The organism is Aquimarina spinulae (assembly GCF_943373825.1).
Lineage (GTDB): Bacteria > Bacteroidota > Bacteroidia > Flavobacteriales > Flavobacteriaceae > Aquimarina > Aquimarina spinulae.
In genome coordinates this window covers 447,103-469,878 of record NZ_CALSBP010000003.1, presented here as the reverse complement: position 1 = coordinate 469,878, position 22,776 = coordinate 447,103, and the positions used below count along the sequence as shown (strand labels likewise).

19 protein-coding genes are annotated in these 22,776 nt (G+C 31.4%); 11 read left to right on the top strand and 8 right to left on the bottom strand.

The window, feature by feature from the left end:
• Window positions 1-125 precede the first annotated feature (125 nt).
• On the top strand, window positions 126-917 hold the full coding sequence (locus NNH57_RS24775; protein ID WP_074406126.1) for an EndoS/ChiA family endoglycosidase: 792 nt from the start codon (window positions 126-128) through the stop codon (window positions 915-917).
• Between the two features lie 155 nt (window positions 918-1,072).
• Here the strand turns inward: NNH57_RS24775 and NNH57_RS24770 are convergent, their stop codons facing one another.
• The 3 genes from NNH57_RS24770 to NNH57_RS24760 all read right to left on the bottom strand — a co-directional run bounded on the left by NNH57_RS24770 (window position 1,073) and on the right by NNH57_RS24760 (window position 3,777).
• Window positions 1,073-1,945, bottom strand: a complete 873-nt coding sequence (locus tag NNH57_RS24770) for a tetratricopeptide repeat protein (RefSeq protein WP_082994732.1) — start codon at window positions 1,943-1,945, stop codon at window positions 1,073-1,075.
• A gap of 106 nt (window positions 1,946-2,051) precedes the next feature.
• Window positions 2,052-2,747, bottom strand: coding sequence for a LytR/AlgR family response regulator transcription factor (locus tag NNH57_RS24765; RefSeq protein WP_108807508.1), 696 nt, complete (start codon window positions 2,745-2,747; stop codon window positions 2,052-2,054).
• 1 nt (window position 2,748) lies between these two features.
• Complete coding sequence (locus NNH57_RS24760) at window positions 2,749-3,777, bottom strand: sensor histidine kinase (RefSeq protein WP_074406129.1); 1,029 nt, start codon at window positions 3,775-3,777, stop codon at window positions 2,749-2,751.
• 351 nt (window positions 3,778-4,128) lie between these two features.
• On the opposite strand from NNH57_RS24760, the gene NNH57_RS24755 reads away from it, so the two are divergent.
• Window positions 4,129-4,311 (top strand): hypothetical protein, encoded by a 183-nt coding sequence (locus tag NNH57_RS24755; RefSeq protein ID WP_132066256.1) that lies wholly within the window; start codon window positions 4,129-4,131, stop codon window positions 4,309-4,311.
• A 114-nt stretch (window positions 4,312-4,425) separates the two neighbouring features.
• Here NNH57_RS24755 and NNH57_RS24750 read toward each other — a convergent pair whose 3' ends face one another.
• Both NNH57_RS24750 and NNH57_RS24745 read right to left on the bottom strand, forming a co-directional pair.
• Window positions 4,426-6,660, bottom strand: a complete 2,235-nt coding sequence (locus tag NNH57_RS24750) for an NAD(P)-binding protein (RefSeq protein ID WP_108807510.1) — start codon at window positions 6,658-6,660, stop codon at window positions 4,426-4,428.
• A 13-nt stretch (window positions 6,661-6,673) separates the two neighbouring features.
• On the bottom strand, window positions 6,674-7,534 hold the full coding sequence (locus NNH57_RS24745; RefSeq protein ID WP_108807511.1) for a hypothetical protein: 861 nt from the start codon (window positions 7,532-7,534) through the stop codon (window positions 6,674-6,676).
• A 137-nt stretch (window positions 7,535-7,671) separates the two neighbouring features.
• On the opposite strand from NNH57_RS24745, the gene NNH57_RS24740 reads away from it, so the two are divergent.
• From NNH57_RS24740 to NNH57_RS24730, 3 genes are all read left to right on the top strand, one after another.
• Complete coding sequence (locus NNH57_RS24740) at window positions 7,672-9,708, top strand: sensor histidine kinase (protein WP_108807512.1); 2,037 nt, start codon at window positions 7,672-7,674, stop codon at window positions 9,706-9,708.
• A gap of 215 nt (window positions 9,709-9,923) precedes the next feature.
• Window positions 9,924-11,015, top strand: coding sequence for a helix-turn-helix domain-containing protein (locus NNH57_RS24735; RefSeq protein WP_074406133.1), 1,092 nt, complete (start codon window positions 9,924-9,926; stop codon window positions 11,013-11,015).
• An 83-nt stretch (window positions 11,016-11,098) separates the two neighbouring features.
• Window positions 11,099-12,670, top strand: coding sequence for an alpha/beta fold hydrolase (locus NNH57_RS24730; RefSeq protein ID WP_159099175.1), 1,572 nt, complete (start codon window positions 11,099-11,101; stop codon window positions 12,668-12,670).
• A gap of 44 nt (window positions 12,671-12,714) precedes the next feature.
• On the opposite strand, the gene NNH57_RS24725 is transcribed toward NNH57_RS24730, so the two are convergent.
• Window positions 12,715-13,473 (bottom strand): helix-turn-helix domain-containing protein, encoded by a 759-nt coding sequence (locus tag NNH57_RS24725; RefSeq protein ID WP_108807514.1) that lies wholly within the window; start codon window positions 13,471-13,473, stop codon window positions 12,715-12,717.
• Between the two features lie 430 nt (window positions 13,474-13,903).
• On the opposite strand from NNH57_RS24725, the gene NNH57_RS24720 reads away from it, so the two are divergent.
• From NNH57_RS24720 to NNH57_RS24700, 5 genes are all read left to right on the top strand, one after another.
• A complete protein-coding gene (locus tag NNH57_RS24720) occupies window positions 13,904-15,553 on the top strand; it encodes a S41 family peptidase (RefSeq protein ID WP_254504278.1) in 1,650 nt (549 codons plus the stop codon).
• 234 nt (window positions 15,554-15,787) lie between these two features.
• Complete coding sequence (locus tag NNH57_RS24715; RefSeq protein ID WP_108807516.1) at window positions 15,788-16,813, top strand: sensor histidine kinase; 1,026 nt, start codon at window positions 15,788-15,790, stop codon at window positions 16,811-16,813.
• On the top strand, window positions 16,810-17,520 hold the full coding sequence (locus NNH57_RS24710; protein ID WP_074410420.1) for a LytR/AlgR family response regulator transcription factor: 711 nt from the start codon (window positions 16,810-16,812) through the stop codon (window positions 17,518-17,520). Before NNH57_RS24715 ends, NNH57_RS24710 begins: the two co-directional genes overlap by 4 nt.
• A 109-nt stretch (window positions 17,521-17,629) precedes the next feature.
• A complete protein-coding gene (locus NNH57_RS24705) occupies window positions 17,630-19,060 on the top strand; it encodes a serine hydrolase (RefSeq protein WP_108807517.1) in 1,431 nt (476 codons plus the stop codon).
• A gap of 10 nt (window positions 19,061-19,070) precedes the next feature.
• The gene (locus NNH57_RS24700) at window positions 19,071-19,751 is read left to right on the top strand and encodes a CPBP family intramembrane glutamic endopeptidase (protein WP_108807518.1); all 681 of its coding nucleotides are present in this window, start codon (window positions 19,071-19,073) and stop codon (window positions 19,749-19,751) included.
• A 107-nt stretch (window positions 19,752-19,858) separates the two neighbouring features.
• On the opposite strand, the gene NNH57_RS24695 is transcribed toward NNH57_RS24700, so the two are convergent.
• On the bottom strand, window positions 19,859-20,566 hold the full coding sequence (locus NNH57_RS24695) for a LytR/AlgR family response regulator transcription factor (RefSeq protein WP_108807519.1): 708 nt from the start codon (window positions 20,564-20,566) through the stop codon (window positions 19,859-19,861).
• 1 nt (window position 20,567) lies between these two features.
• Window positions 20,568-21,647 (bottom strand): sensor histidine kinase, encoded by a 1,080-nt coding sequence (locus tag NNH57_RS24690; RefSeq protein WP_108807520.1) that lies wholly within the window; start codon window positions 21,645-21,647, stop codon window positions 20,568-20,570.
• Window positions 21,648-21,870: 223 nt separating this feature from the next.
• On the opposite strand from NNH57_RS24690, the gene NNH57_RS24685 reads away from it, so the two are divergent.
• On the top strand, window positions 21,871-22,773 hold the full coding sequence (locus tag NNH57_RS24685; protein ID WP_108807521.1) for a DUF5050 domain-containing protein: 903 nt from the start codon (window positions 21,871-21,873) through the stop codon (window positions 22,771-22,773).
• Window positions 22,774-22,776: the final 3 nt, after the last annotated feature.

Genomic DNA, 22,776 nt, shown 5'->3' with positions numbered 1-22,776 from the left:
ACAAATATGTATAGATTCTAAGGGAATATACTTAGATTGAAAACACGTATATATACTCTTACAATTAACTGAAAAAAGGCATAAATTCCAGTAGTATTTTTTATTAATCAATAAATATTATCAATATGAATACTTCTAATGAAAAGTTCGTTGTCTATTGGTTGGGTTATAAGTCTAACCCACCAGCCCTTCAATCACTACCTGCAGGGATCGATATTATCAACTTGTTTCTGTTTAATCTAGAATCTACTACTTCAGGAACCAGTATAAACTATGACTACCTTACCTCTCGAGGTACTTCCTGGAGCGAAATCCAGACACAAGTTGCAGCAGTGAAAGCTAAAGGAGTAAAGGTTTGCGCTTCTATAATCCCTCCTAATGCTACTCTTATCTGGAATACCATTCCTGATCCAGATACTTTTGCATTAAATCTATATAATTTGATCGTATCATGGGGTTTTGATGGAATTGATATCGATCCTGAACAAGGAGGAGGTGTAACACCTAATCAAAACTTTGTAGACGTTATGGTTGCCTTGGGAAAATATTTTGGTCCCAAGTCCAGTACGGGATTGATAATGAGCTATGTTGGTTACCAGATATACAGTGATAAGATTGTATTGAAACCAACTGTGGGTATATTCGATTATGTGATGACCATGGGGTATTTTTGGGATTATAACACGATGATTACTCAATTTGGATATTATGCAGATATTGTAGGAAATGAAAATGTTTTGATTGGAATTGGAGGTGATCCTTGGCAAACACCACTTTCTGAAACCAAACAACTAGCAACTTGGGAACCAACCAACGGTAACAAGGGGGGTATGATGGAGTTCAACATTAATGACGACACCAATTTTGATGCAGCCAATACGATCATTAATAGCATGGCATCGGTTGAAATGAAGTAGTCGGAGCTATAATGTATGCAGAATGTGATTGTTTTGTCTGATTTTTAGATGATTATGAAAATTAAAATGTATGAAATTTCTTTATCAAAATAATCCCTGAACTACACTTCAGGGATTATTAATTGTTTTCTATCATTATTAGAACAAGACCCGCTTTACAATTTTGATGATTGTATCGAATCTAATTTTGCTGTAACAATTTCAGATATTTTTCCTAACATCTCACTGTTTTTATACAATTCGCCATACGTGCTTACAGTTTCAATATAATCCTTGGTTTTTTTATACATTTTATTTCTGTTATAAACCATTGCTACATATTCAGCATAGTAAAAGTCATTTTTGGCATTAGCTCCATATTGTATTGCTTTTTCGAGATACTTTAGTGCTTTTTTATAGTCTTTCTTTGCGTAATACATAACCGACATAAACTCATAACCTTTGGGTAGATTTGGTATTAATTCTGTACTCTTTTTGTAGCATTCTAAGGCCTTGTCAAATTCACTATTGTAATAATATGCCATACCTAAAGACCAAACAGCCGCAGCGCTGTCTGGATACATATCCACTACTTTTTGAAAGTATTCTTGAGCTTTAGAATAGTCTTCCTTTACCAATAGATAATACTCTGCCTGCATAATATCTCGCTCTGATTTTAATGTTGTTGCTTTAGAGAGTTCAAATGCTTTAGTTACTTTTTCTTTATATTTTTCTGGGTCTTGTTCATAAAACCCTCCCATTAGAAAACCACTAGGATAATTGGGGTCTAATTTCATAATCTTTGCCGCTTTCTCTTCAAACTCTTCTTTATCTCCGTAAAAATAGAAGTTCTTCGACAAATCATTAAAGAGTTGATGTACCTCTGATATTTTTGAGTCTACAGGCAGGGTAAATCCATGAGTATTTAAATTAGAAGGAGCATACTTTTTGACAAAATCGTCCTCAATTTCACGTTCTGTTTTCTGGGATTGGCAAGATGAAAAACTTACTAGAAGTAAAAAAACACTTAGATGTTTAAACATGTTCATATCTACATTTTTGAATTAATTTATGGTAAAATTATATTCGATATGAATACTATTCTTAAAAAATAGATGATGCTAGACTAACCAGTGATAAAAGCGACAAAAGTGTCTAAGTATGTGATAATAAAGAGAAGACTTTGCCAGAGTAACTAGATCCGATTGGGATTTCTATAGTACCTATTTCTATATCTTTTTGTGTATACGCCGTGATTTTATCAATAGCAACAATATAAGAACGGTGGATACGTAGAAATAGAGTTGAAGGGAGTTGAGTTTCTATTTTACCAATGTTACTTTTAACGACCAATTTTTGGTGAGTAGTATGGATTTTTACATAGTCTTTTAGGCTTTCAATATATAAAACTTCATCAAATACGATCTTAATATGTTTTTTATTCACGTTTACATAAAAAAATGTATCGTTCTTTTCGACAATAGCCAAAGGAGGAGATTGTACTCTTTCATAATAGCGATCAATGGCTTTTACAAACCGATCAAAAGAAATAGGTTTTAATAAATAGTCTATAATATCCAAATCGTATCCTTCTATTGCATATTCTCTGTAGGCTGTGGTAATAATCACTTTAGGAGGGTGTTGTAATGTTTTTAGAAAATCCAGACCTTTTAAAACGGGCATTTCAATATCTAAAAATAACAAATCGATTTCTTCTTTTTTGATGACCTCAAAAGCTTCTACAGCACTATAGCAGCTGGTAACAATTTCTAGATCATCAAGTATTTTTATATGATTTATTAGCAAATCAATTGCAGGAGATTCATCATCAACAAGTAAACATCGTACCATATTAATTTGTTTTTAATGTCAGTTTTAAACTAAAAAACGTATCAGATTCATCTATCTCAAATTTGTGTTTTTCGGGATAGATTAAATCCAGTTGCCGTTGGATATTAGCAAGGCCAATTCCGCTTTTATATTCTTCTGTTTTATGATTGTATTCGGTTTCGGGTTTTGTATTCCAGACACCAAACTCTATATATCCGTCAAATTGCTCAACCGTAATTTTTATTTCTGGTTTTTTAATATTTCCTCTAACTCCATGTTTAAAAGCATTTTCGACAATAGATAGCAACAATAATGGAGTTATTGACTGTTCATTCTTAAAGTGATTTTTTTCAAAAACAACATGTAATCGTTTGCCATATTTAATTCGTTCTAACGCTACATAATTTTCTATAGTATGAATCTCTTCGACCAAAGGAACTGATGTTTGCTGACTTCTATATAAAATATAATCCAAAATTTCTGAGAGTTGTAATACCATATCTGGCGCTTTAGGAGATTTGGTAATCACATAAGAATATAAATTGTTTAATGTATTGAATAAAAAATGAGGATTTAACTGCGCTTTTAAGTATTTAAGTTCTGTAGCTATTTTTTCTTTTTCTAATTGATATACTTTTTCTTTTTCTAACTCTTGCTCTTTATTGGTTTTGTAGAAATACATAATCAAGGCAGGAAAATGAAAAGATAACATATAAAATGGAAAATCGTCTAAACTAATTAATGGGTAAGGACCATCTGCACAATATTTGTCCAGATGATAATATCCCATTATACGAAATAGTAGAACTAATATGATAATCATAAAAATCATGGATAATCCAAAAGCAACATATTTTTTATGTTTTAAATAGCGTGGTATTTGCCAATAATTAAAGGTATAGGCAGCTATCATCAATATTGGGAGTTTAAACAAAGTTGTTTCTATAGATTGTTGAAACAATTCTGGATTAGTAGAAGAAAAAATGTAGAAAAGAAAAATTCCGACCCAAAATATAATATGACTAAGGATTCTTTTTTTGTTAAAACTCATAACTGGAAATATAATCAAATTATCATTTTCTTATCAAAAAAAGAGCTGTTTAGGAGCTATCTGTATATAAAAGGAGAGTAACTGTAGATAAAAACTCGAAAAGAATAATAAACGATTATGGGAATAAGTGTGCTATTGATGAAAAATGATGCAGTTTATCAATGTGAAAGTCTTTCAAAAATTTGTTGATGCTAAAAAAACAAGTGTTTCTACCTATTTTATATCCAATACGTATTTGCTAATTTTAGGTACTTCAATCGTCATTTTTATTCCCCATTTTTTTGATTATCAATTTATGTGATACGTGTTTTGGATGAATTCTATTTGAAAGTAATATTAAAAACAAAAGATATGGGAGATTCTTGGTTTGAAAGAGAGGATAAAGCAAATGATTTTGAAGATGCTCAAAGGTCACAACGTAAAAATGACTACGGCAGAGGAAATAAAAACAATTCATCAGGAGGAGGAGGAGGAACAATGACGTTAATTATTATTGGGATCATAATTTTTATCGCCTATAAAGGCTGTGGTTAAGAGTAATGTATCCATTCTAGTATTTTATCGTGTGGGTTTCTAGATTATAATCATAAAAAAGGTCGATTACAACTTGTAATCAACCTTTTTGTATTGTGAAAGTATTTTGGTTTACTATTTCAATTTCACTCCAGAAAAAATTTCTGTTTCACTTGACAATTCAAGTTTATCTCTAATTGCCTGACCCGCTTGAAGACCTGCAACGATAGCTCCTTCATAATACCCTACATTAACACCAAAATTGATCCAGTCTCCGGTAAGGATAAGATTATCAAAACCAGACTCATTAGTTTTAAGACGGTATTTATTAGAACCAGGAAGTGATAGTGTGTATCTATCTGTAGGGTTTACATTAGCACGAAAAAACTGTGTTTTTAACCTACTATAATCAGTTTTGGCATTTTTCGAGAAATCGTGAATTACGTCCAACTTCATTCCTTCTGGGTACTCCAGTGTAGTTGCATTCGGAAAAAACCAACCCATTTTATCTTTTAACCATTGTTCTGAAACACGCATGATACGTTCTAATTGCTCGTGAGGATACTTATGATCTGAGTATGGAGGTATTACTTCTGGGTCTAGAAACGATCCTGTGTAATATATCAAAACCCCAGGTTCATCACCTTTCCAATCTTCATATGGCATTACCTGCGACATATCTATAAATGAATATTGAGGGTCGGCATACGTAACCAGATTAGGTAATGATCCTTCAGGAAACCCCCAATCAGGTAAATTCATACCTAGTTCTTTTAATGTAGGTTTGATCCATAATTGCATAGACATGGTAGGAATACTTTTAACATGATTGTACATATTCTTCCATGCTTCATTATTATCAATAATCTCTTTACAGATCCCTTCATCACCACCTAAAACATCAATGGGGATACCTAAAACCACATCATCAAAATCTTTACCTTTTTCTAAAGATATTTTACCAACATTCTCCCAACCACACCAAGCTTCTTCAAGGTCATATTGGCCTTCTTTAAGTGCTTTGGCCTGTTGATCGTCTATTTGGTCATAAAGTGGCTCTCCAGGCCATACATCCAGATTTTTGAATTTATAAGTAGGAGTGTAAGTCTCAGTTTTTAAGGTAACCTGTTCGGCCATAGATATCTTTTTTATTTCTCCAGAATCAGAATAATGTACCTGTTCTACCTTATGGAAGAATTTGAATTTTACACCTCTGTTTTTAAGGACCAAATAAATTGGGGTAATCATAGTATCTGCAGTTCCTGCTTTGAATTTCCAGACAAAAGATCCTTTATACCCTGCAGAATTTGTTAGAAAATGAAGCCCAACTCCAGCTGCCAAACTACCCTGGTGATTAGACCCTGTAAGGTTGTGAAAGGTTCCTGTATAAAGAAATCTTACCATAGCAGAACTCAATAATCGTTCACTTGCTCCATGGTTTTTAAGCCATTCCCGGTAATCCAAATCATTGATACGTTCATAATCTAACTCATGGGTTTCGGAGTCATATACATCTTCAAATGTTCCCTTCATATTGACTAAACCAAATTCTACAAATACGGCTAACCAATAGAAATACTCGTTGTGATCTGCTATAGAATCAATAAGTTTAGTTACCCATTTAGAAAGTAAGTCGAGTAGCTCTTTGATTATAGAATGATGCTCTTTTCGTTGTGCATGATCGTGATTCTCATTGGTTAGGTTCTGAACCAATTCTGATATATAATTCAATAGCTTTTCACCTTCATGCTTAAAGAGTTTATCCTTTACAAACGCTTCAAATTTAGATTTAAAACTTGCCCAAAGCGGATGATGCTCAGGTAGTTTGATCTCCTTAGCAGATTCAGAAGCCATGCTTACCAGATTATCCTTATTTGGGTCTGTACCAAACAAAATTTCTGAGACTAGACCTACTGCTTTGTGAATAATGGCCGAAAAAGGCAAAGGGCCACCCTGGCCAGGTATATACTCATTAGATGGAAAAATGATATTTTTTTTAATCCATTGATTTGTTTTAGGATCAAAGTGGGTGAGTAGGGTGGTATCTTCCCGATCAAAAGCTTCTTCCCAGGATTTAAAGGGACTATCGGGCATTAGATTATGTTGCTCACATTCTTTGTAAGAATCCTGGATCAATCGGAAAGCATTTTCGTACCATCCCTGGGCAATATGAATACCATGCTCTTGAATTCTTTCATTAGGACCTCTACCCGTAGCGGTTTTTCCTCCTAGTCTCCAACCCATTTGATAAATGGTGATATCATAATGATCTTGCCAGTTTTCGTAAGAGCTAAGCTCATAAGCGGCTGTTAGTGACGACATACCACTACCTAGTATAGCTATTTTCTTTTTGTTTTCTGAGTTTTGCATTGGTTTATTAATTTTAAAGAGTATGGATTTTTTTAGTTGTTAATTTTGTGTTGAAATGTGCTGAACTAAATTCACTCTCACTAATCGGATAGAGCGGTTTATTATTTTTGATGTATTCTAATACTATTTGAGAGTTGTTCCATTTGGCGGCTTCGACATATAATTCATCTAAATGTGGTATGATAAAAAGCTTGTCGAAAACATCTTCAATTAATCCATTTAGATTATGTGCACGATGCGTAACATACTCAATGTCTTTTTTAGATAATGGATAATGACTTGGGTAAAAGGCTTCGATATCTGTTAGGATAGAAACTGCAGCTCCTCTCGGATTGCCAAATATTTTACCTAAAATTCCAAAACTCACACCTTCAACCATTGACTGAGCATACAATACGCGATAAAGTACGATATTCATAAAATATTGTTCATAAATATTTTCTTTAAATGCTAACGAATCGGCTACTTGATACCCAGCAATGATACTAGAGTTATGAGCACGATACCAAGAACATTCATTGGGAGTATGAATATACTCCAACCAAAAATCGACAGGAGCCGGTAGGTCCAGAAACGTTTCGCCAGATTCATAGATTAATTGTGCAAGTGTCGCTAGATACAAAAAATGACTATTTACTGATCTCCACCACAGACTACCAGGGTGTTGTGCGTTTATAGAATTAAGTGTACCCCTTTTTATTTCCCAATCCATAAATGCTAATTCAGAATTTCCCAACCCTTCTTTTCCATTAATGAAAGGTTCTCCGTATTTTTGATAGAATTCGTAACGTAATTTATAGCGATTCTGCGGAGTTTCGGAGGCTTGAAGTACAATTCCTTTGGCTTTTTCCTTAAGTATTTCGAGTTTGTTCATATATTAGTAAAAAAGGTTTATAAACTTACAAGTAAAATTATTATATACAATAGATATTTTAGGAAATTCAAGTAGTATGATGTATTAAATTTCCTTGTTGAGCAAAAAATGATTTCTCAAACTATTAAACATTAAGAATGACAACATATTTTAAATACTATTTGGGATTTTTATCGATTATATTATTGTCTCCTCTTAATGTATTTAGTCAAACTACTATTCTTCTAGATGGTGATTCGGCAGAATTGCGAGATATAGGTAAACAAACGCAGTATCTGGAGGATACTTCGCTTAAACTATCTATTGAAGAAATTACAGATAATAACCTTGAAACCAGTTTTAAAGCGTATACTCAAGAAACTATAAATTTTTCCAGTACAGCTTCTGCTTACTGGTTAAAATTTAGAATTACTAAGACTATACCGGGCGATTTTTACCTAAATGTAGGTTCGGCGTTCATAGATTCTATATCACTTTATGAATTTGATAAGACAAATCAATTAATTTCTACCAGACATACTGGTGATGACTTACCCTTTAATACTAGGGAAATCGAAGTAGGTAATTATCTATTTGCTCTTGATTTTGATGTAAATAGTACACGAACTTTTTACCTTAGGGTAAAGAGTGATCAACCTTTGTTTTTTCCGCTTCGGGTGGGAACACTTCCCAATTTTTTAGACTATGAGCATGATTTAGACTTTTTACAGGGGATCTATTTTGGATTTATGCTCTTGATTTTCCTGTATAATCTCTTTTTATATTTTTCGACCAGAGAGAGAATATACCTCTATTACATTGCTTATGTATTTAGTATTACCTGGTTTATGGCTTCAGTATTTGGTTATTTCTTTGAATATTTTTGGCCTAATACCCCTTTCATTAATCAAATTGTGGTTGTTAGTTCTGGCTTGACTATGATTACCGCCACTTTATTTACCCAAAAATTTTTAAACACCAAAGAATCTGGTTCTACTATGCACAAGGGATCCATGGTATTTCTTGTTATTGGTATTTTGGTATGTGCTCTTGTGTTATTAGGTTTTAAAATAGAAGGCCTGAAATTATCACAGGGAGGTCTGTTAATCATGGCATCGTACTTTCTTATCTTAGGTATTAGATTTAAATTAAAGGGATATCGCCCGGCCAAATATTATTTATTAGCCTGGGGCGCCCTTATTATTGGTATATGTTTTGCCATTCTCGAGTCTTTAAATCTAACTTTTGTGATGACATATTTAAATGCGATGCAGATTGGTTCGGCCCTGGAAGTTTTACTGCTTTCATTTGCGTTGGGTGATCGAATTAATATGTACAAAAAACAAAAAGAAGATGCACAGTTAGAAGCGCTGTTGGCAGCCAAAGAAAATGAAAGGCTAATTCAAGAGCAAAATATAATACTTGAGAAGAAGGTCAAGGAACGAACAGCAGAAGTCGCTATTCGAAATGAAGAACTAGTTAACCTGAACAAGGAAAAGGATATGTTAGTCAATATAGTTGCTCATGATCTTAGGACTCCGTTGAGTCATATACGATTATTGCTACAATTAATTGATATTACTTCTCTAGACTTGACTAAAGATCAGGAATCCTATTTAACCGAAATCGACAACTCGGCAGATCGTCTTTCACAGATGATTGGTCGTATCTTAAACATACATGCATTAGAAACAAATCGGGTTAAATTAAAGAATCAAATTCTTGATTTGGTAGAATTGGTGAAGTATGTGGTAAGGTGTTTTCGTCTTACCGCCGAGGATAAAGAGATTAAAATGATCACTACATCACAACCAGGAAGCCACTTTGTAGAAGTGGATAAAAACTACATGATCCAAGTATTAGAAAATTTGGTTTCTAATGCCATCAAGTTTTCTGAAAGAGGAAGTGAAGTCATATTACATGTAAAATCTCATGACGCCAGAACATATGTTGTAGTAGAAGATCAAGGACCTGGTATTAGCAAAGAGGATCAGAAGAAACTATTTGGTAGATTTCAGAAACTTAGCGCACAACCCACAGAAGGTGAGGCATCTATTGGATTAGGATTATCCATCGTTAAAAAATACATCGAATCGATGGATGGCGAAATTAACTGTGAAAGCGAATTAGGTATCGGAACCAAATTTATTATCTCTTTTGATTCTAAAGACCACTTGGAAAAAGTTGAAAGCTAATATGCTATAAGAATAAAGGTAACTTAGTTTTATTAGTACTAATACACAGGTTTCATGATACCATTTTGTTAACGTTTTTATATCTGGATATGGAGGATCCTGCAATGAAATGGATAGAGAAACTTTTACTCAATTAATAACATTATAAAAAAATACTATTTTAGCCTAGTCAAACTATTATGATCACCTTATTTTTTTAAAATTTCCTTAAGAGAATGATATACATTACTGGTCTTAGCATTTCTCTTTTTATAGCAGCTTTACTTCTTAAAAAAAAGAAAAAATCACGATCAGATTTTATCCTTTTGGGATGGATTCTATTTATAGCTATTCATCTTTATTTTTTTTATATCAATTTTACAGGAGATATCTACAAAACACCACATTTATTAGGCATACATTTTCCATTACCTTTATTTCACGGGATATTTTTGTATTATTATGTTTTGTCTGTAACCCATCAGTTTTCTAAACAAAAGAAGCTTCTATTAGTACACCTAATTCCGATTATTGTAGCCTACATTTATTTATCCTCTTTTTTTATGCTTTCTGGGCAGGAAAAAATAGCAGTTTTTGAAAATAAAGGAAAAGGCTATGAAATGTTTTTGTCTGTAGGATTAGTTCTTATTTATATATCAGGAATCGTGTACATGATTTTTTCGAGTATCCTATTGAAAAAATATAAAAAAAATATTCATTCGCAATTTTCTGATATTGAAGAAATTGATTTGAGCTGGTTACAGTTTTTGATTTATGGCTTAGGCTTAATCTGGGGTATTCTTATCATTTCAAACAAAGATGAATATATTTTTATAGGATTGTCTGTCTTTGTAATTTTAATCGGCTTTTTTGGAATCCAGCAAAAAAATATTTTTAAAAAAGAATATACCGTCTATAAACAACAGCAAAAGACTAACGAAAGTAAAAAGAAAAAATATGAAAAATCTGGACTTACAGATGATTTAGCAAATAGCTCATATATTCTTTTAATGCAATTGATGAAAAAAGAAAAGTGCTATAAAGAAAATGACCTTTCGTTAAATAGTCTTGCTACAAAACTCGAAATCCATCCAAATTATTTATCCGAAATAATTAACCGAAAAGAAGAAAAGAGTTTTTATGATTTTATAAATGATTTTCGCATAGAAGAATTTAAAACACTTCTAAAAAACTCTAAAAATCAAAATTATACACTATTGAGTTTGGCATACGAATGTGGGTTTAATTCAAAATCGTCTTTCAATAGATGTTTTAAAAAGAGTACAGGTAAAACACCAACCCAATACCTTAAGTCACATAGGTTATAAAATTAGTGTCATATTATAAGATGAAGCGCAATAGTCTGATAATGCCTATATGTTTGTGCAAAATCAACACAATTTTATACATTATGAAAACTACAAAAATTACTTTTTGTTTAGTAAGTGTACTTATAATCACATCAAGTATTTGTGTTATTACTTCTAGGTCATCGTCGAAATTTCCAAAGTTCAATAGCAATCAAATCTTAAAAGAAGGAGATGTTTTAATAGAAAAAGGAATCCATAAGAATAGAGAGCATAAAAAATATCCAAAAAAAATTAAGACAGATTATATTTCATTGGCTGTCAAAGAAAATCGAAACAATCCGGCCAGCAGAGTGATCACAATTCCTGTTAAGAGACTACATTCATTAAGCGATACACCTAAAGCTCCTATTTTCTTATTAGATGGAGGCCCGGGGAATAGTAATTTGAGTAATAATTTGGTTAAGAACATGCTATGGTTATTAGACAATCACGATATAGTTATGGTTGGTTATCGAGGAGTAGATGGTTCGGTTACGTTAGATTCTAAAGCTTTTGAAGAAGCACTAATGGTTGATACCAATGCTTTTACCGAATCACATTTTGAAAAATTAGGAATGGTTTGGAAAAATGAATTGATAAGGTTTAAAAATGAAGGTATTGACATTGATGGATATAATGTTATTGAAGTAATTGACGATATCGAATTAGTTAGAAATATACTGGGGTACAATAAAATAAATCTATTTGGTTTTAGCTATGGTACACGGCTTGCATATTTAAGTGGTTTGCGTTACCCAGAAAGTATTCATAGAAGTATTATTGGTGGAATAAGTCCGCCAGGACATTTTGTTTGGAATCCTGAAATAACAGATGCTATTTTAAAAAAATACGGCGATTTATGGAAAGAAAACTCTTTAAACCTTAAACGATCACCTGATATCATTAAAACAATACAAAGTGTTTTTTTGACCTTACCTGAAAAATGGAAAAAAATTGACCTGGATCCCGGTAAAATACGTGTAATGATGTTTAATATAATGTATAAAACCTCGGGGGTTGGTAAAATATTTGATGCTTTTGTTGCCGCCGAAAATGGAGACTATAGTGGTCTGGCATTATTAGTGATGATGTATGACTTGCTTCCTGAAATGGAAAATATTGTTTGGGGAGATCTTTTTGCGAAAGCACTTTCATCAGATTATCTTTCTGGTACTGATTATATCAATGGAATGAATTCAAAAAATAATCTTTTAGGGGCTCCGATGTCAAAATTATTTTCTTTAGTTAGTTTTTCTGATTGGAAAATCCATATGATTCCTGAAAAATATAGAAAACTAGATACATCTTATATAAATACACTAATGATAGCAGGAAATTTTGATATTGCGACGCCATTAGAAAATACTCAAAAAATGATTAAATACTTACCGAATGGAAAACTAGCAATTTTTTCTGATTATGCACATCATGACTATAGTTCGTTATTAACAAACACGAATTCAATAACAATGCTAAAAGAATTCTATTTAACAGGTGAGGTATTAAGTGAAGATATAATTCACACTCCTGCTAAGATTGGTGAGCCTAAGAAAAGTCCACAAAAAATGGGAAAGAAGTTTTATAGATTGAAAAGGCTTGGTTTATTAAAAACAATTGTAAAACTATTTATGTAACAAGTATATAGAATAGGTTCTATAAACAATAGAAAGAATACAATTTATAATAGTTTATTAATAGTTGCATAAGAAATAGCTTCATAAATATTAGCAACACCTAACTTTTCATAAAGTTTTTTTCTGTGAAATTTTACAGTATCTGGAGAAATGTAAATTTTTTCTGAAATTTCATTTATAGCATAACCTCGAATAGAGTATTGCAGTATTTCTTTTTCTCTCATAGAGAGTTCAATCTTTTTTACAGATTTCCAACAATCGGTCGTTAAATCATAAGTCATTTTTTGTGCACCATCTTTTTTGATAATGGTAATGTTACCAGAATTTTGTTGTGTAGACAGTGATACGAAACAAATTGCTTTCCATATTTTTCCACTTTCTGTTAAAAATAAAGGTGTCAACTTTTGATTGATTAAAATGGTTTTACCCTCTTCATTTTTTAAATGAAAATCATACGATATACTATAATCCTTCCGCTCTTGAAGAGGTATTTTTTCATAAAAGTCAAAACCAATTGTATTTATTTTTAAAAGTAGTTCCAAATCTTTTTCTGGCACATATTTAAAATAAAAACCATATCCCATTTCTTTGACTTCTACAGCAGAATTTCCACATAAAAATAACGGGTTGTCTGACACATACTCAAACCCTTTTACTTCATAATCAATTACATAGATACTCTTGTATGTAGTCCTTGTAAAAGCTTCTATGGCTTCGAGATAATTTGCTGTTTGATTAATATCGTTATCTGTTAGATTTCCGATTGTATTTTTTAAAGAAAAAAAAGAATTAATGTCAGCCATAGTGACAAATATAAGTTTTTAAAAACTACTCGAGAGTGTAGTTCTAATTATCTAAATAAACCGTAAGCAAATAATACATTTTTTGAAACTACTCTTGAGTGTAGCTTAAGAACATTCAGATACACTTAGTTTTGGCAATAGAAAACAAATTTTAATAACAAGGGAAAATTGGTACACTAACCCGTTGTGTATTTGGGAAAAACATTGTGAAAAAGCGTCAATTTCGAGTGTTTTGTATTATAACCTTTCGATTGTGTTCGAGATGATATGAAGACAAAATGTATTAAGAGTAGCTTTTTTTAATCAATAATCCTATTCTAGATACACCATTCGTACCCCACGGTGCTCGAATTGACGGATTTTGGTTAAAAAAAACCTAAATGCACAATGGGTTATACTACTTCTTTTACATTCTAACTAAACAATAATCATGAAAAAAACACTAATTATACTCAGCCTATTTCTATGTTCTCAGTTATGGTCTCAAGAGACTCTAACTACAGCTCAATGGCAGGAAGATCTTCGATTTTTACAAAAAACGATACATAGGGACTATTCGTTTCTTTTTGTAAAAACAACAAAAGAAAATTTTGATACCCAAGTAGAAACACTATACAATGACATTCCGAATTTACAAGAACACGAAATTATTGTTGGTCTTTCTCGACTCGTGTCTTTATTCAAATACGGGCATACCTATATTAGTTTTCATCAAAAGCCATTTGAATTTTCACAATTTCCTTTCAATTTATATGAATTTAATGATGGGATTTATATTCAGGGAACACACAAGAACTACCCAGAAGCAGTTGGAGCAAAAGTCATAGCAGTAGAAGGGAAGCCAATTCTAGAAGTTCTAAAAGCAATTGAACCGACAGTAGAAGTAGAGAATTCACAATATTTTAAAGCTTACGGAATTAATAATATACGGTATCCTGAAGTCTTACATGCCCAAAAAATAACAAAAACCCTTCAAAATACGATAACACTTACGTTAGAAAAAGGAGGAAAAGTATTTACACAATCCTTTACTGCATTGGCCAAAGGAGAAACTGTGCCTACCCACCGTGGCTATGTACATCAAAAAGACAATTGGTTAGATGCAAGAGACCAATCAACAACACCTTTATATTTAGAGCACCTGGATAAGGTTTACTTCTCAGAATACTTAGCCAAAGAAAAGGCGATGTATGTTAGACATAGTAGAATAGCAGATGAAGCCGAAGAAAGTACCAAGGATTTTTATGCCCGTGTTTTTAATGAAATAGAAACTAATGATACCGAGAAATTAATTATCGATTTGCGTTTAAATGGTGGTGGAAATAACTATTTAAATAAAGATGTTATAAAAGGTCTTATTAAATCTGAAAAGATAAATAAAATAGGAAAGCTCTTTGTTATTATTGGAAAACGAACTTTTTCTGCTTGCCAAAACCTGGTTAATGAAATAGACAATTATACTAATGTTATTTTTGTGGGAGAGCCCACAGCAGAAAATGTCAATTTTTGGGGAGATAACCGCCCTGTAAGACTTCCAAACAGTGCTATTAATATCTCTTTGTCGTATTTATGGTGGCAAGATAAACCAGCTTTAGAAAATGCAGATTGGATAGCCCCTAGTGTTCCGGTTACTATGAGTTTTGATGAGTATGCTAACAATCAGGACCCTGTATTAGAAGCAGCATTAACTTTTAATGCACAGGATTTTAAACCTAAGCCAATGGATTATATCATAAGCTTGTATTTATCTGGACAAACACAAAAACTGGCAGAAGAACTTCCTAAAATGATTCAAGACCCACTGTATGCGTTTTGTGATTTTGAGATGGAGTTAATTAAAATAGGAAACATTTTATTGCAAAGTGGTCGTGTACCACAAATTCAGGCTTCCATTCAAGTGTTTTCTATGATTTTAGAGTTATTTCCAAATTCAGCAAACGCATATAAATATCTGGGAGAATCGTACATCGCATTACAAGACCCCCATAAAGCAAGAGAAGCACTCAAAAAGGCTATTTCTTTGGATTCTGATGGTGAAATAGGGAAGAATGCTAAAGAAGTGCTTAATAAGATTAACTAATTGTAACAAAACATTAATAGAATACCACATATATAGGTGTACAGAAATTATATTTTGTACACCTATATATTTTAAATATAATACAGTACTAGCTTTTAGACAATATGAGGAGTGTAATCTGTGTGGAATGATATAGATAGAATTATAATAATCGTCTATAAAATTAGAAAGACCGTCTATATAATTATAAATGTTTAGCTTGTTTAGCTTACCTTAGTTTTTTATCAAAATGGTATGCAGAAAGGTTATTTAAAAATAATATTGCACAGTTTTTTATGGCTGGTTGTATTTATATATCCAATAGCTTCATTAAATCATATTCCAAATGGGCAATATCTTATTAATAGAAATTGGCTGTCTATTTCAAGTGTTTTTCTTGCTTTTTACATCAATTACTTTGTGTTAGTAGATCAGTTTTTTTTTAAAAGTAAAAAGGTGTTATTTTATATTTTAAATATTGTTTTGGTTGTTATAATCTATGTTTTATTAAAAAGACTATTACAATTAAATGTATTTCATCCAACAATTAATGGAGAATTAATACGAGAGGTAAGAAGTGGTGCTATGACTACTGTTCAATTAATGTTACCCATAATTTTAAGTATTGGCATGTGTGTTGGCTTAAAAGTAAATTCAAGATTTAATAAAAATAGATTATTATTACAACAAGTAAAACAAACACAATTAGATACTGAAATTAAATATTTAAAATATCAAGTTCAGCCACATTTTCTTTTTAATACCTTAAATAATATTTATGCATTAATTGATAGCTCTCCTTTTTTGGCTAAAGAGTCAATACACACCTTAAGTAAACTGATGCGTTACCTATTACACGAAGCATCAATTAATAAAGTTCCTATTGTAAAAGAAATAGAATTTCTAGAACGTTATATAGATTTAATGCAATTGCGGGTATCTGCTAATCTAACGTTAAAAAAGAATTTTCCTATAATTAATCAACCTATACAAATTGCTCCATTGCTTCTTATTTCTTTTGTAGAAAATGCTTTTAAACATGGTATAGATGCTATACAACCAAGCTTTATTTATATTGACTTAAAAATAGAAAATGATTGTATTAATTATTCTGTTACTAATTCTTCTTTTCCCGAAAAAGAAAAAGTTACCAATTCTGGAATAGGGCTAGAGAACTTAAAAAAACGATTAGAACTATTGTATCCTAATAAGTTTAAATTAACAACCAGAGAAGAAAACAACGAATATATTGCAACATTAATACTTAATTTTAAAAAATGATACTTTCTTGTATTTTGATTGATGACGAACCTTTAGCTCTTAATTTATTAGAAGGTTATGTGAAATCTACACCTTTTTTAAAATTGATTGCTAAATGCAATAGTGCGATTGCTGCAATGGAAATTATAGAACACAAATCGGTTGATTTGATTTTTACAGACATACAAATGCCTAACCTATCTGGTATTGAATTCTCTAAACTACTTTTAAACAAAAACACTAAAGTTATTTTTACAACTGCATTTGAAGAATTTGCACTCGAAAGTTATAAAGTTAATGCTATTGACTACTTAGTAAAACCAATTAGTTATCCTGAGTTTTTCTCTGCTGCGAATAAGGCAAAACAATTAATGCTTAACAACTCAAATCAAACAAACTATATAGATGATTATATTTTTGTAAAGTCAGATTACAAGTTAATTAAGATAAATTTAAAAGACTTAATTTATGTTGAAGGTTTAAAAGATTATTTAAAACTCTACACAGTTAACTCTGAAAAGCCAATCCTCACTTTAAAAAGCATGAAATCTTTAGCAGAAGAGTTGTCTAAAAAAAGCTTTATGCGTGTACATCGTTCTTTTCTTGTTAATTTAAAGATGATAACGACAATAGAACGTAATCGTATTGTATTTGGAGATAAATACATTCCAGTTTCAGAAAAATACAGAAAAGATTTTCAAAGATTTATTAATACCGATTTTACATAATAGATAAAATCGTCTTGTTTGTCTAGAATTGTATCGTAACTATCTATTTCATTTTAATGAGTTCTCACATTTAATCAATTTTGATGTATTCATATAAAACTATATATCAATGATTAAAGTAATTACATTTTTAATGATTTGTTTTGTGTCAGGTGTACAGGCACAAACAATAAACGACAAAATAGAGGAAATGATGCAAAAGCATGTTGAGCTTGATCAATTTTCAGGAACTGTTTTACTGGCAAAAGAAGGCAAAATTTTATATCAAAAAGCTTTTGGCGATGCAAATAAAAGTTATCAAATAAAAAACAATATAGATACAAAGTTTAATATTGCTTCAATGGGAAAAATGTTTACCGGCGTTTCCATTATGCAATTAGAAGAACAAGGGAAATTAAATATTAATGATCCGGTTATAAAATACCTGAAAGATTTTCCATTTGGCAATAAAATAACTATTCATCATTTACTGTCTCATACTTCAGGTTTAAGCAATTACATGCGGCACAAAGTGTATAGAGCGAATAGAGGGAAACGTTACGTAATCAATGATATAATACCTTTTATTTATGAACAAAAATTAGAGTTTGATATTCCAGGAAAAAAATTTGCATATTCTAATTCTGGAATGGTTGTGTTAGGTGCAATTATTGAAAAAATTTCAGGACAGTCTTATTCAGAATTTATTACTCAGAATATCTTTATTCCTGCTAAAATGAACAATACACAAATGAGATTCTGGGATGATGTTGTCGAAAATAGAGCATTAGGTTATTTAAAGTCAATATCTGGTAAGTATACAAATACGATATATACAAATAGTTCACCACAATCTGATGGAGGAATATTATCTACAGTTAAAGATATGTTGAAATTTGATCAAGCATTATACACTTCACTTCTAATTAATGAAAATTCTAAAAAGAAATTATTTACCAATGTTATACCAAAAGTAACTTATGGTTTGGCATTTCAGATAGAAAATAAAAATAATAATAGAGTAGTAGGTCATGGTGGAGGATTACCAGGATTTTCGTCATATTTTTCAAGATATTTAGATGACAAATACACCATAATCGCTCTATCTAACTACGACATGATATCTAGAAACATTGTATACTATATAGAAGATATCTTATACAATAAAAAATACCAATTGCCAAAAGAGAGATTACGCTTTTTTATTTACAGCAACAAAGCTAAAATCAATAATTTCAATGACTTAAAAGATATTGAGAACTTTGTGAAAATACATAACTATTCTCTTAATCATCCACAACGTTTAAATCTTATTGCTTATGAGTTTATGAGAGAAAAAGATACTGAATTTGCTATAAAATTATTTAAGCTAAATGTGCATTTATTTCCTGATGAAGCAAATATGTATGATAGTTTAGGTGAAGCTTACGAGAATAATGAACAATTCGATTTAGCTTTAAAAAACTACGAAAAAGCGGTAGAAGTAGCTAAAAAGCAATCTCATAGGCTGTTAAGTTCTTTTACGGCTAACCTAAATCGATTTAAAGAAAAGTTACAATAGAATTAAAAGTATGAAAAATAATATAAAAGAAAACAACCAACTTAGTTTTCTCTTTGATCTAATTATTTACATAACAATCATGTTTTTGATTAGAGAGACCTTTATCCCTAACACACACTATTTAGTTACAGGTTTTTTATATTCAGGTACTACTTTATTAGTAGCTACTTGGCAAATGAGAAGGAGAGAAGTTACATGGAAATCTTTAGGACTGATTAGGCCTAAAAACATTACTAAAACATTTTTAAATGCAGGAATAATATTTATTACTATAATCGTTACACTTCTTATTTTCAATCTAATACAAGATTCATTTTTGGTTGTTAAAGAAAGTAGTGAAGCGGTAAAAGGAACCAATACAGGGTATTCTCTTAGTAATGGAGATTACGGCTATTTTTTTTCTGTTATTCTTTTTGTATGGCTACAATCTGCTTTTGAAGAACTACTAGAAAGAGGTTTCTTAATTACCTGGATAGAGGGGTTGTTTTCAAATTTAAAATTTAGGACAGCAATTGCGATTACAATACAAGCCTGCATTTGGGGTTTTAGACACTCGTATGATATTTCTGAACGTTCTATATCAGTAGCGCTAATCGGAATTATTATGGGGATTGCTTATGTGAAACTCAATAGAAATTTATGGCCTGTGATCATAGCACATTGTGCAATGAATACTATGTCTATGATATAAACAATGTGATTCTTAAGTTACCACACTGAGCTTGTTTACACGCAGTCTATCTAAATGTTGGAGTACTGTCGAAAGGATAGGAGCGGGCAATTAACAGTCGAGCGCTATTAATTTTTAATTAACTTAATAATTTCTTTATAGGAGGCACCAATCGGAACTTCCGTACCATTAAGTAGGACAATATCTTTTGAAGTAAAAGAAGTAATTTTTTCTGTATTAATAATATAGGAACGATGCACCCTCAAAAAATTAGAAGGTAATTTTTGTAAAAAGACACTGATCTTATCTTTGGTAATGATGGTATCATTTGCAGTATGGATTCTTACATAATCTTTAATACTGTCGATAAACAAAATGTTACTAAATTCGACACGAATCATTCTTTTGTTAGCATTTACAAAGATGTGATCCAATGTTCTCTTAGCTTCTGGTGATTCATCAGAAACGTATTGGATCCCTGCACTCAATGCTTTGTATTTATTGATAGATTTATAAAACCGAATAAAAGATATGGGTTTTAACAAATAATCAATGATATCCAGTTCATATCCTTCTAAAGCATATTCTCTGTAGGCTGTGGTTAGTATAACTTTGGGTTGTATGTTTGTGTTTTTTATAAAATCAATACCGGTAACTACAGGCATTTGGATATCCAAAAACAAAAGGTCAACGGTATTCTTTTGAAGAAAATCTCCGGCATGAATAGGATTGTCAAAAGCAGCTAACAGCTCTAGTTCAGGAACTTTCTTGATGTGCTTTTCAAGTACCTTGATTGCTAACGGTTCATCATCTATGACCATACATTTAATTGCCATATTACTGTAAATTAATCGTTAATACTACCTGAAAGTCTTTGTCTGTTTGGGTACTTTTCAGGGTATAGTTGCTTTTATAATTTAATTCTAATTGTCGTTTCGAATTGGAAAATCCAATTCCAGAATTTGATTCATTTTCTGTAGTATCTGTTTTGTCCATAGGTAAGGTATTAAAAACTTTAAAACAAAGCTGATCCTGGTTTGTGGTTAATTCAATTTTGATTACTGAATCATTCAAGGTATTACTTGCACCGTGCTTAAAAGCATTTTCTACAAATGAAATCAGTATTAGGGGAGCAATCATTACGTTGGGGTCATGGAGTTGGTAAGTAAAATCCAATGTTAACTTATTACCATATCGCAGGGATTCCAAACCTATGTAATCCTGTATAAAGGTAATTTCATTTTTTAGCGGGACCTCAGGGTCTTTACATTGATACAGCATATAATCCAGCATGTCCGATAATTTTAAAACAACTTCAGATGCTTTTTCAGAGGATTCTTCTAAGGTTAACGAATACAAATTATTCAACGTGTTAAACAAAAAATGCGGATTGATTTGCGCTTTTAAAAACTTAAGCTCAGTATTCGCTTTTTCTTTTTGTAAAACTTCCAGTTGATGACGTTCTTCAAAACGGTCCTTAACTATCTTAGTCATTAGCATTAAAAAAACAAATACATAGACCGATGGAAAATGAACGACAGCCAAGTGAAATGGGTCTGCTAATATTTCTATGAAGCTTTCCTCCTCGTAATATTTAGGAATAAAAAATTTAGTCAAGTACATATTTGAAAGCTTTGAAATAACTAAAAACACATATGTAGATATCAAAAAAGAGAATCCAAACTTAAGATACTTCTTTTTAAATAGAAGTTTGGGGACCTGATAATAGACTAAAAAATAACTTGCTAATAATTGGGCAGGTAAAAAACTCAAACTCGCGTTTACAGTCTTTTCAACGCTTCCCTCATTTAATGCAGCCAATATCGGTAAGCTGATGAATACCAACCCCCAAAATATTAGATGCGAAACAACTCTATTCTGAAGAATCCAATCAATTAAGTTCTTTCTTTTAACCATAGAGTATAAATATATAAAATATGAATTGAGCACTACAGTAATAAAGACGAATCTTAATAACCTACTGCCCAAATCTCATTTCCCGCGGATTAAGAATGTTTTCTGTTGATAATAGGTATGTATCCGTTAGAAGATATCATTCGTCTGCTTTACAGTTTTTCAGGGATTCTATTTGATAGATTTGTTTAATAGTATAACTCAAATATTATTAAAAAGTAAGAATATGAAATATATAAAAACCATCACCATCCTTTTACCTTTACTTTCTTTTTTGGTTGGTTATAGTCAGAATAATAAAAAACCAGAATCAATACCCTATACGATTGCTTATTCATCAAAAGAAACAGGTGATTCAGAAATTTACCTGACCGATAGTAAAGCTGAATCAAAAACTAGAATCACCAATCGCCCTGGGAGAGATGGTTATATAGCTTGGTCTCCTGATGGAAAACGTATCACTTCTTATGGTTATTACGATGGAGGAAACACATGGTCTATTCATACTATGAATAGCGATGGTACAAACATGAAACGATTAACGCACGCAAAAAACAAATGGGATAATTCACCTACGTGGTCTCCTGATGGAAAAAAAATTGTTTTTGCAAGAGATTATCAAGATTCGGAAGAAGTTTGGAGGGCAGAACTTTGGATTATGAATTCAAATGGTAGTGAACAGGCTCAAATAAAACCACTGAATGGTGGAGGACCATATTTTACTCAAGAAGGAAAACTCGTCTTTCATTCCATTTTTCATTCCGATAGTGAAGAAATCTGCATAGCCAATATTGATGGCAGCAACATAACTAAGTTAACCAATAATAAAGCTAAAGATTTGCATCCTGAAGTTTCTGCCGATGGTAAACAAATAGTTTTTATGTCTAATAGAGATGGAAATCATGAAATTTATGTAATGAATATAGATGGCTCAAATCAAAAACGATTAACAAATAATGATGTTGATGATTGGAATCCTTCCTGGTCTCCTGATGGTTCTAAAATAATTTTCCAATCCTCGGATGAGAATGGAGAAAAACATGTCTATATGATGAAAAATGATGGTTCCTCAGTAGGAAAATTTATAAATAACGCTTTTGGTGCAGTCTGGCTAAAAACACAAAAATAACAG

What these genes read in the sequence shown, in the direction of transcription:
- NNH57_RS24775 (WP_074406126.1), top strand. Translation starts at nt 126, where the DNA reads ATGAATACTTCTAATGAAAAGTTCGTTGTCTATTGGTTGGGTTATAAG.
- NNH57_RS24770 (WP_082994732.1), bottom strand. Translation starts at nt 1,945, where the DNA reads ATGAACATGTTTAAACATCTAAGTGTTTTTTTACTTCTAGTAAGTTTT.
- NNH57_RS24765 (WP_108807508.1), bottom strand. Translation starts at nt 2,747, where the DNA reads ATGGTACGATGTTTACTTGTTGATGATGAATCTCCTGCAATTGATTTG.
- NNH57_RS24760 (WP_074406129.1), bottom strand. Translation starts at nt 3,777, where the DNA reads ATGAGTTTTAACAAAAAAAGAATCCTTAGTCATATTATATTTTGGGTC.
- NNH57_RS24755 (WP_132066256.1), top strand. Translation starts at nt 4,129, where the DNA reads ATGGGAGATTCTTGGTTTGAAAGAGAGGATAAAGCAAATGATTTTGAA.
- NNH57_RS24750 (WP_108807510.1), bottom strand. Translation starts at nt 6,660, where the DNA reads ATGCAAAACTCAGAAAACAAAAAGAAAATAGCTATACTAGGTAGTGGT.
- NNH57_RS24745 (WP_108807511.1), bottom strand. Translation starts at nt 7,534, where the DNA reads ATGAACAAACTCGAAATACTTAAGGAAAAAGCCAAAGGAATTGTACTT.
- NNH57_RS24740 (WP_108807512.1), top strand. Translation starts at nt 7,672, where the DNA reads ATGACAACATATTTTAAATACTATTTGGGATTTTTATCGATTATATTA.
- NNH57_RS24735 (WP_074406133.1), top strand. Translation starts at nt 9,924, where the DNA reads ATGATATACATTACTGGTCTTAGCATTTCTCTTTTTATAGCAGCTTTA.
- NNH57_RS24730 (WP_159099175.1), top strand. Translation starts at nt 11,099, where the DNA reads ATGAAAACTACAAAAATTACTTTTTGTTTAGTAAGTGTACTTATAATC.
- NNH57_RS24725 (WP_108807514.1), bottom strand. Translation starts at nt 13,473, where the DNA reads ATGGCTGACATTAATTCTTTTTTTTCTTTAAAAAATACAATCGGAAAT.
- NNH57_RS24720 (WP_254504278.1), top strand. Translation starts at nt 13,904, where the DNA reads ATGAAAAAAACACTAATTATACTCAGCCTATTTCTATGTTCTCAGTTA.
- NNH57_RS24715 (WP_108807516.1), top strand. Translation starts at nt 15,788, where the DNA reads ATGCAGAAAGGTTATTTAAAAATAATATTGCACAGTTTTTTATGGCTG.
- NNH57_RS24710 (WP_074410420.1), top strand. Translation starts at nt 16,810, where the DNA reads ATGATACTTTCTTGTATTTTGATTGATGACGAACCTTTAGCTCTTAAT.
- NNH57_RS24705 (WP_108807517.1), top strand. Translation starts at nt 17,630, where the DNA reads ATGATTAAAGTAATTACATTTTTAATGATTTGTTTTGTGTCAGGTGTA.
- NNH57_RS24700 (WP_108807518.1), top strand. Translation starts at nt 19,071, where the DNA reads ATGAAAAATAATATAAAAGAAAACAACCAACTTAGTTTTCTCTTTGAT.
- NNH57_RS24695 (WP_108807519.1), bottom strand. Translation starts at nt 20,566, where the DNA reads ATGGCAATTAAATGTATGGTCATAGATGATGAACCGTTAGCAATCAAG.
- NNH57_RS24690 (WP_108807520.1), bottom strand. Translation starts at nt 21,647, where the DNA reads ATGGTTAAAAGAAAGAACTTAATTGATTGGATTCTTCAGAATAGAGTT.
- NNH57_RS24685 (WP_108807521.1), top strand. Translation starts at nt 21,871, where the DNA reads ATGAAATATATAAAAACCATCACCATCCTTTTACCTTTACTTTCTTTT.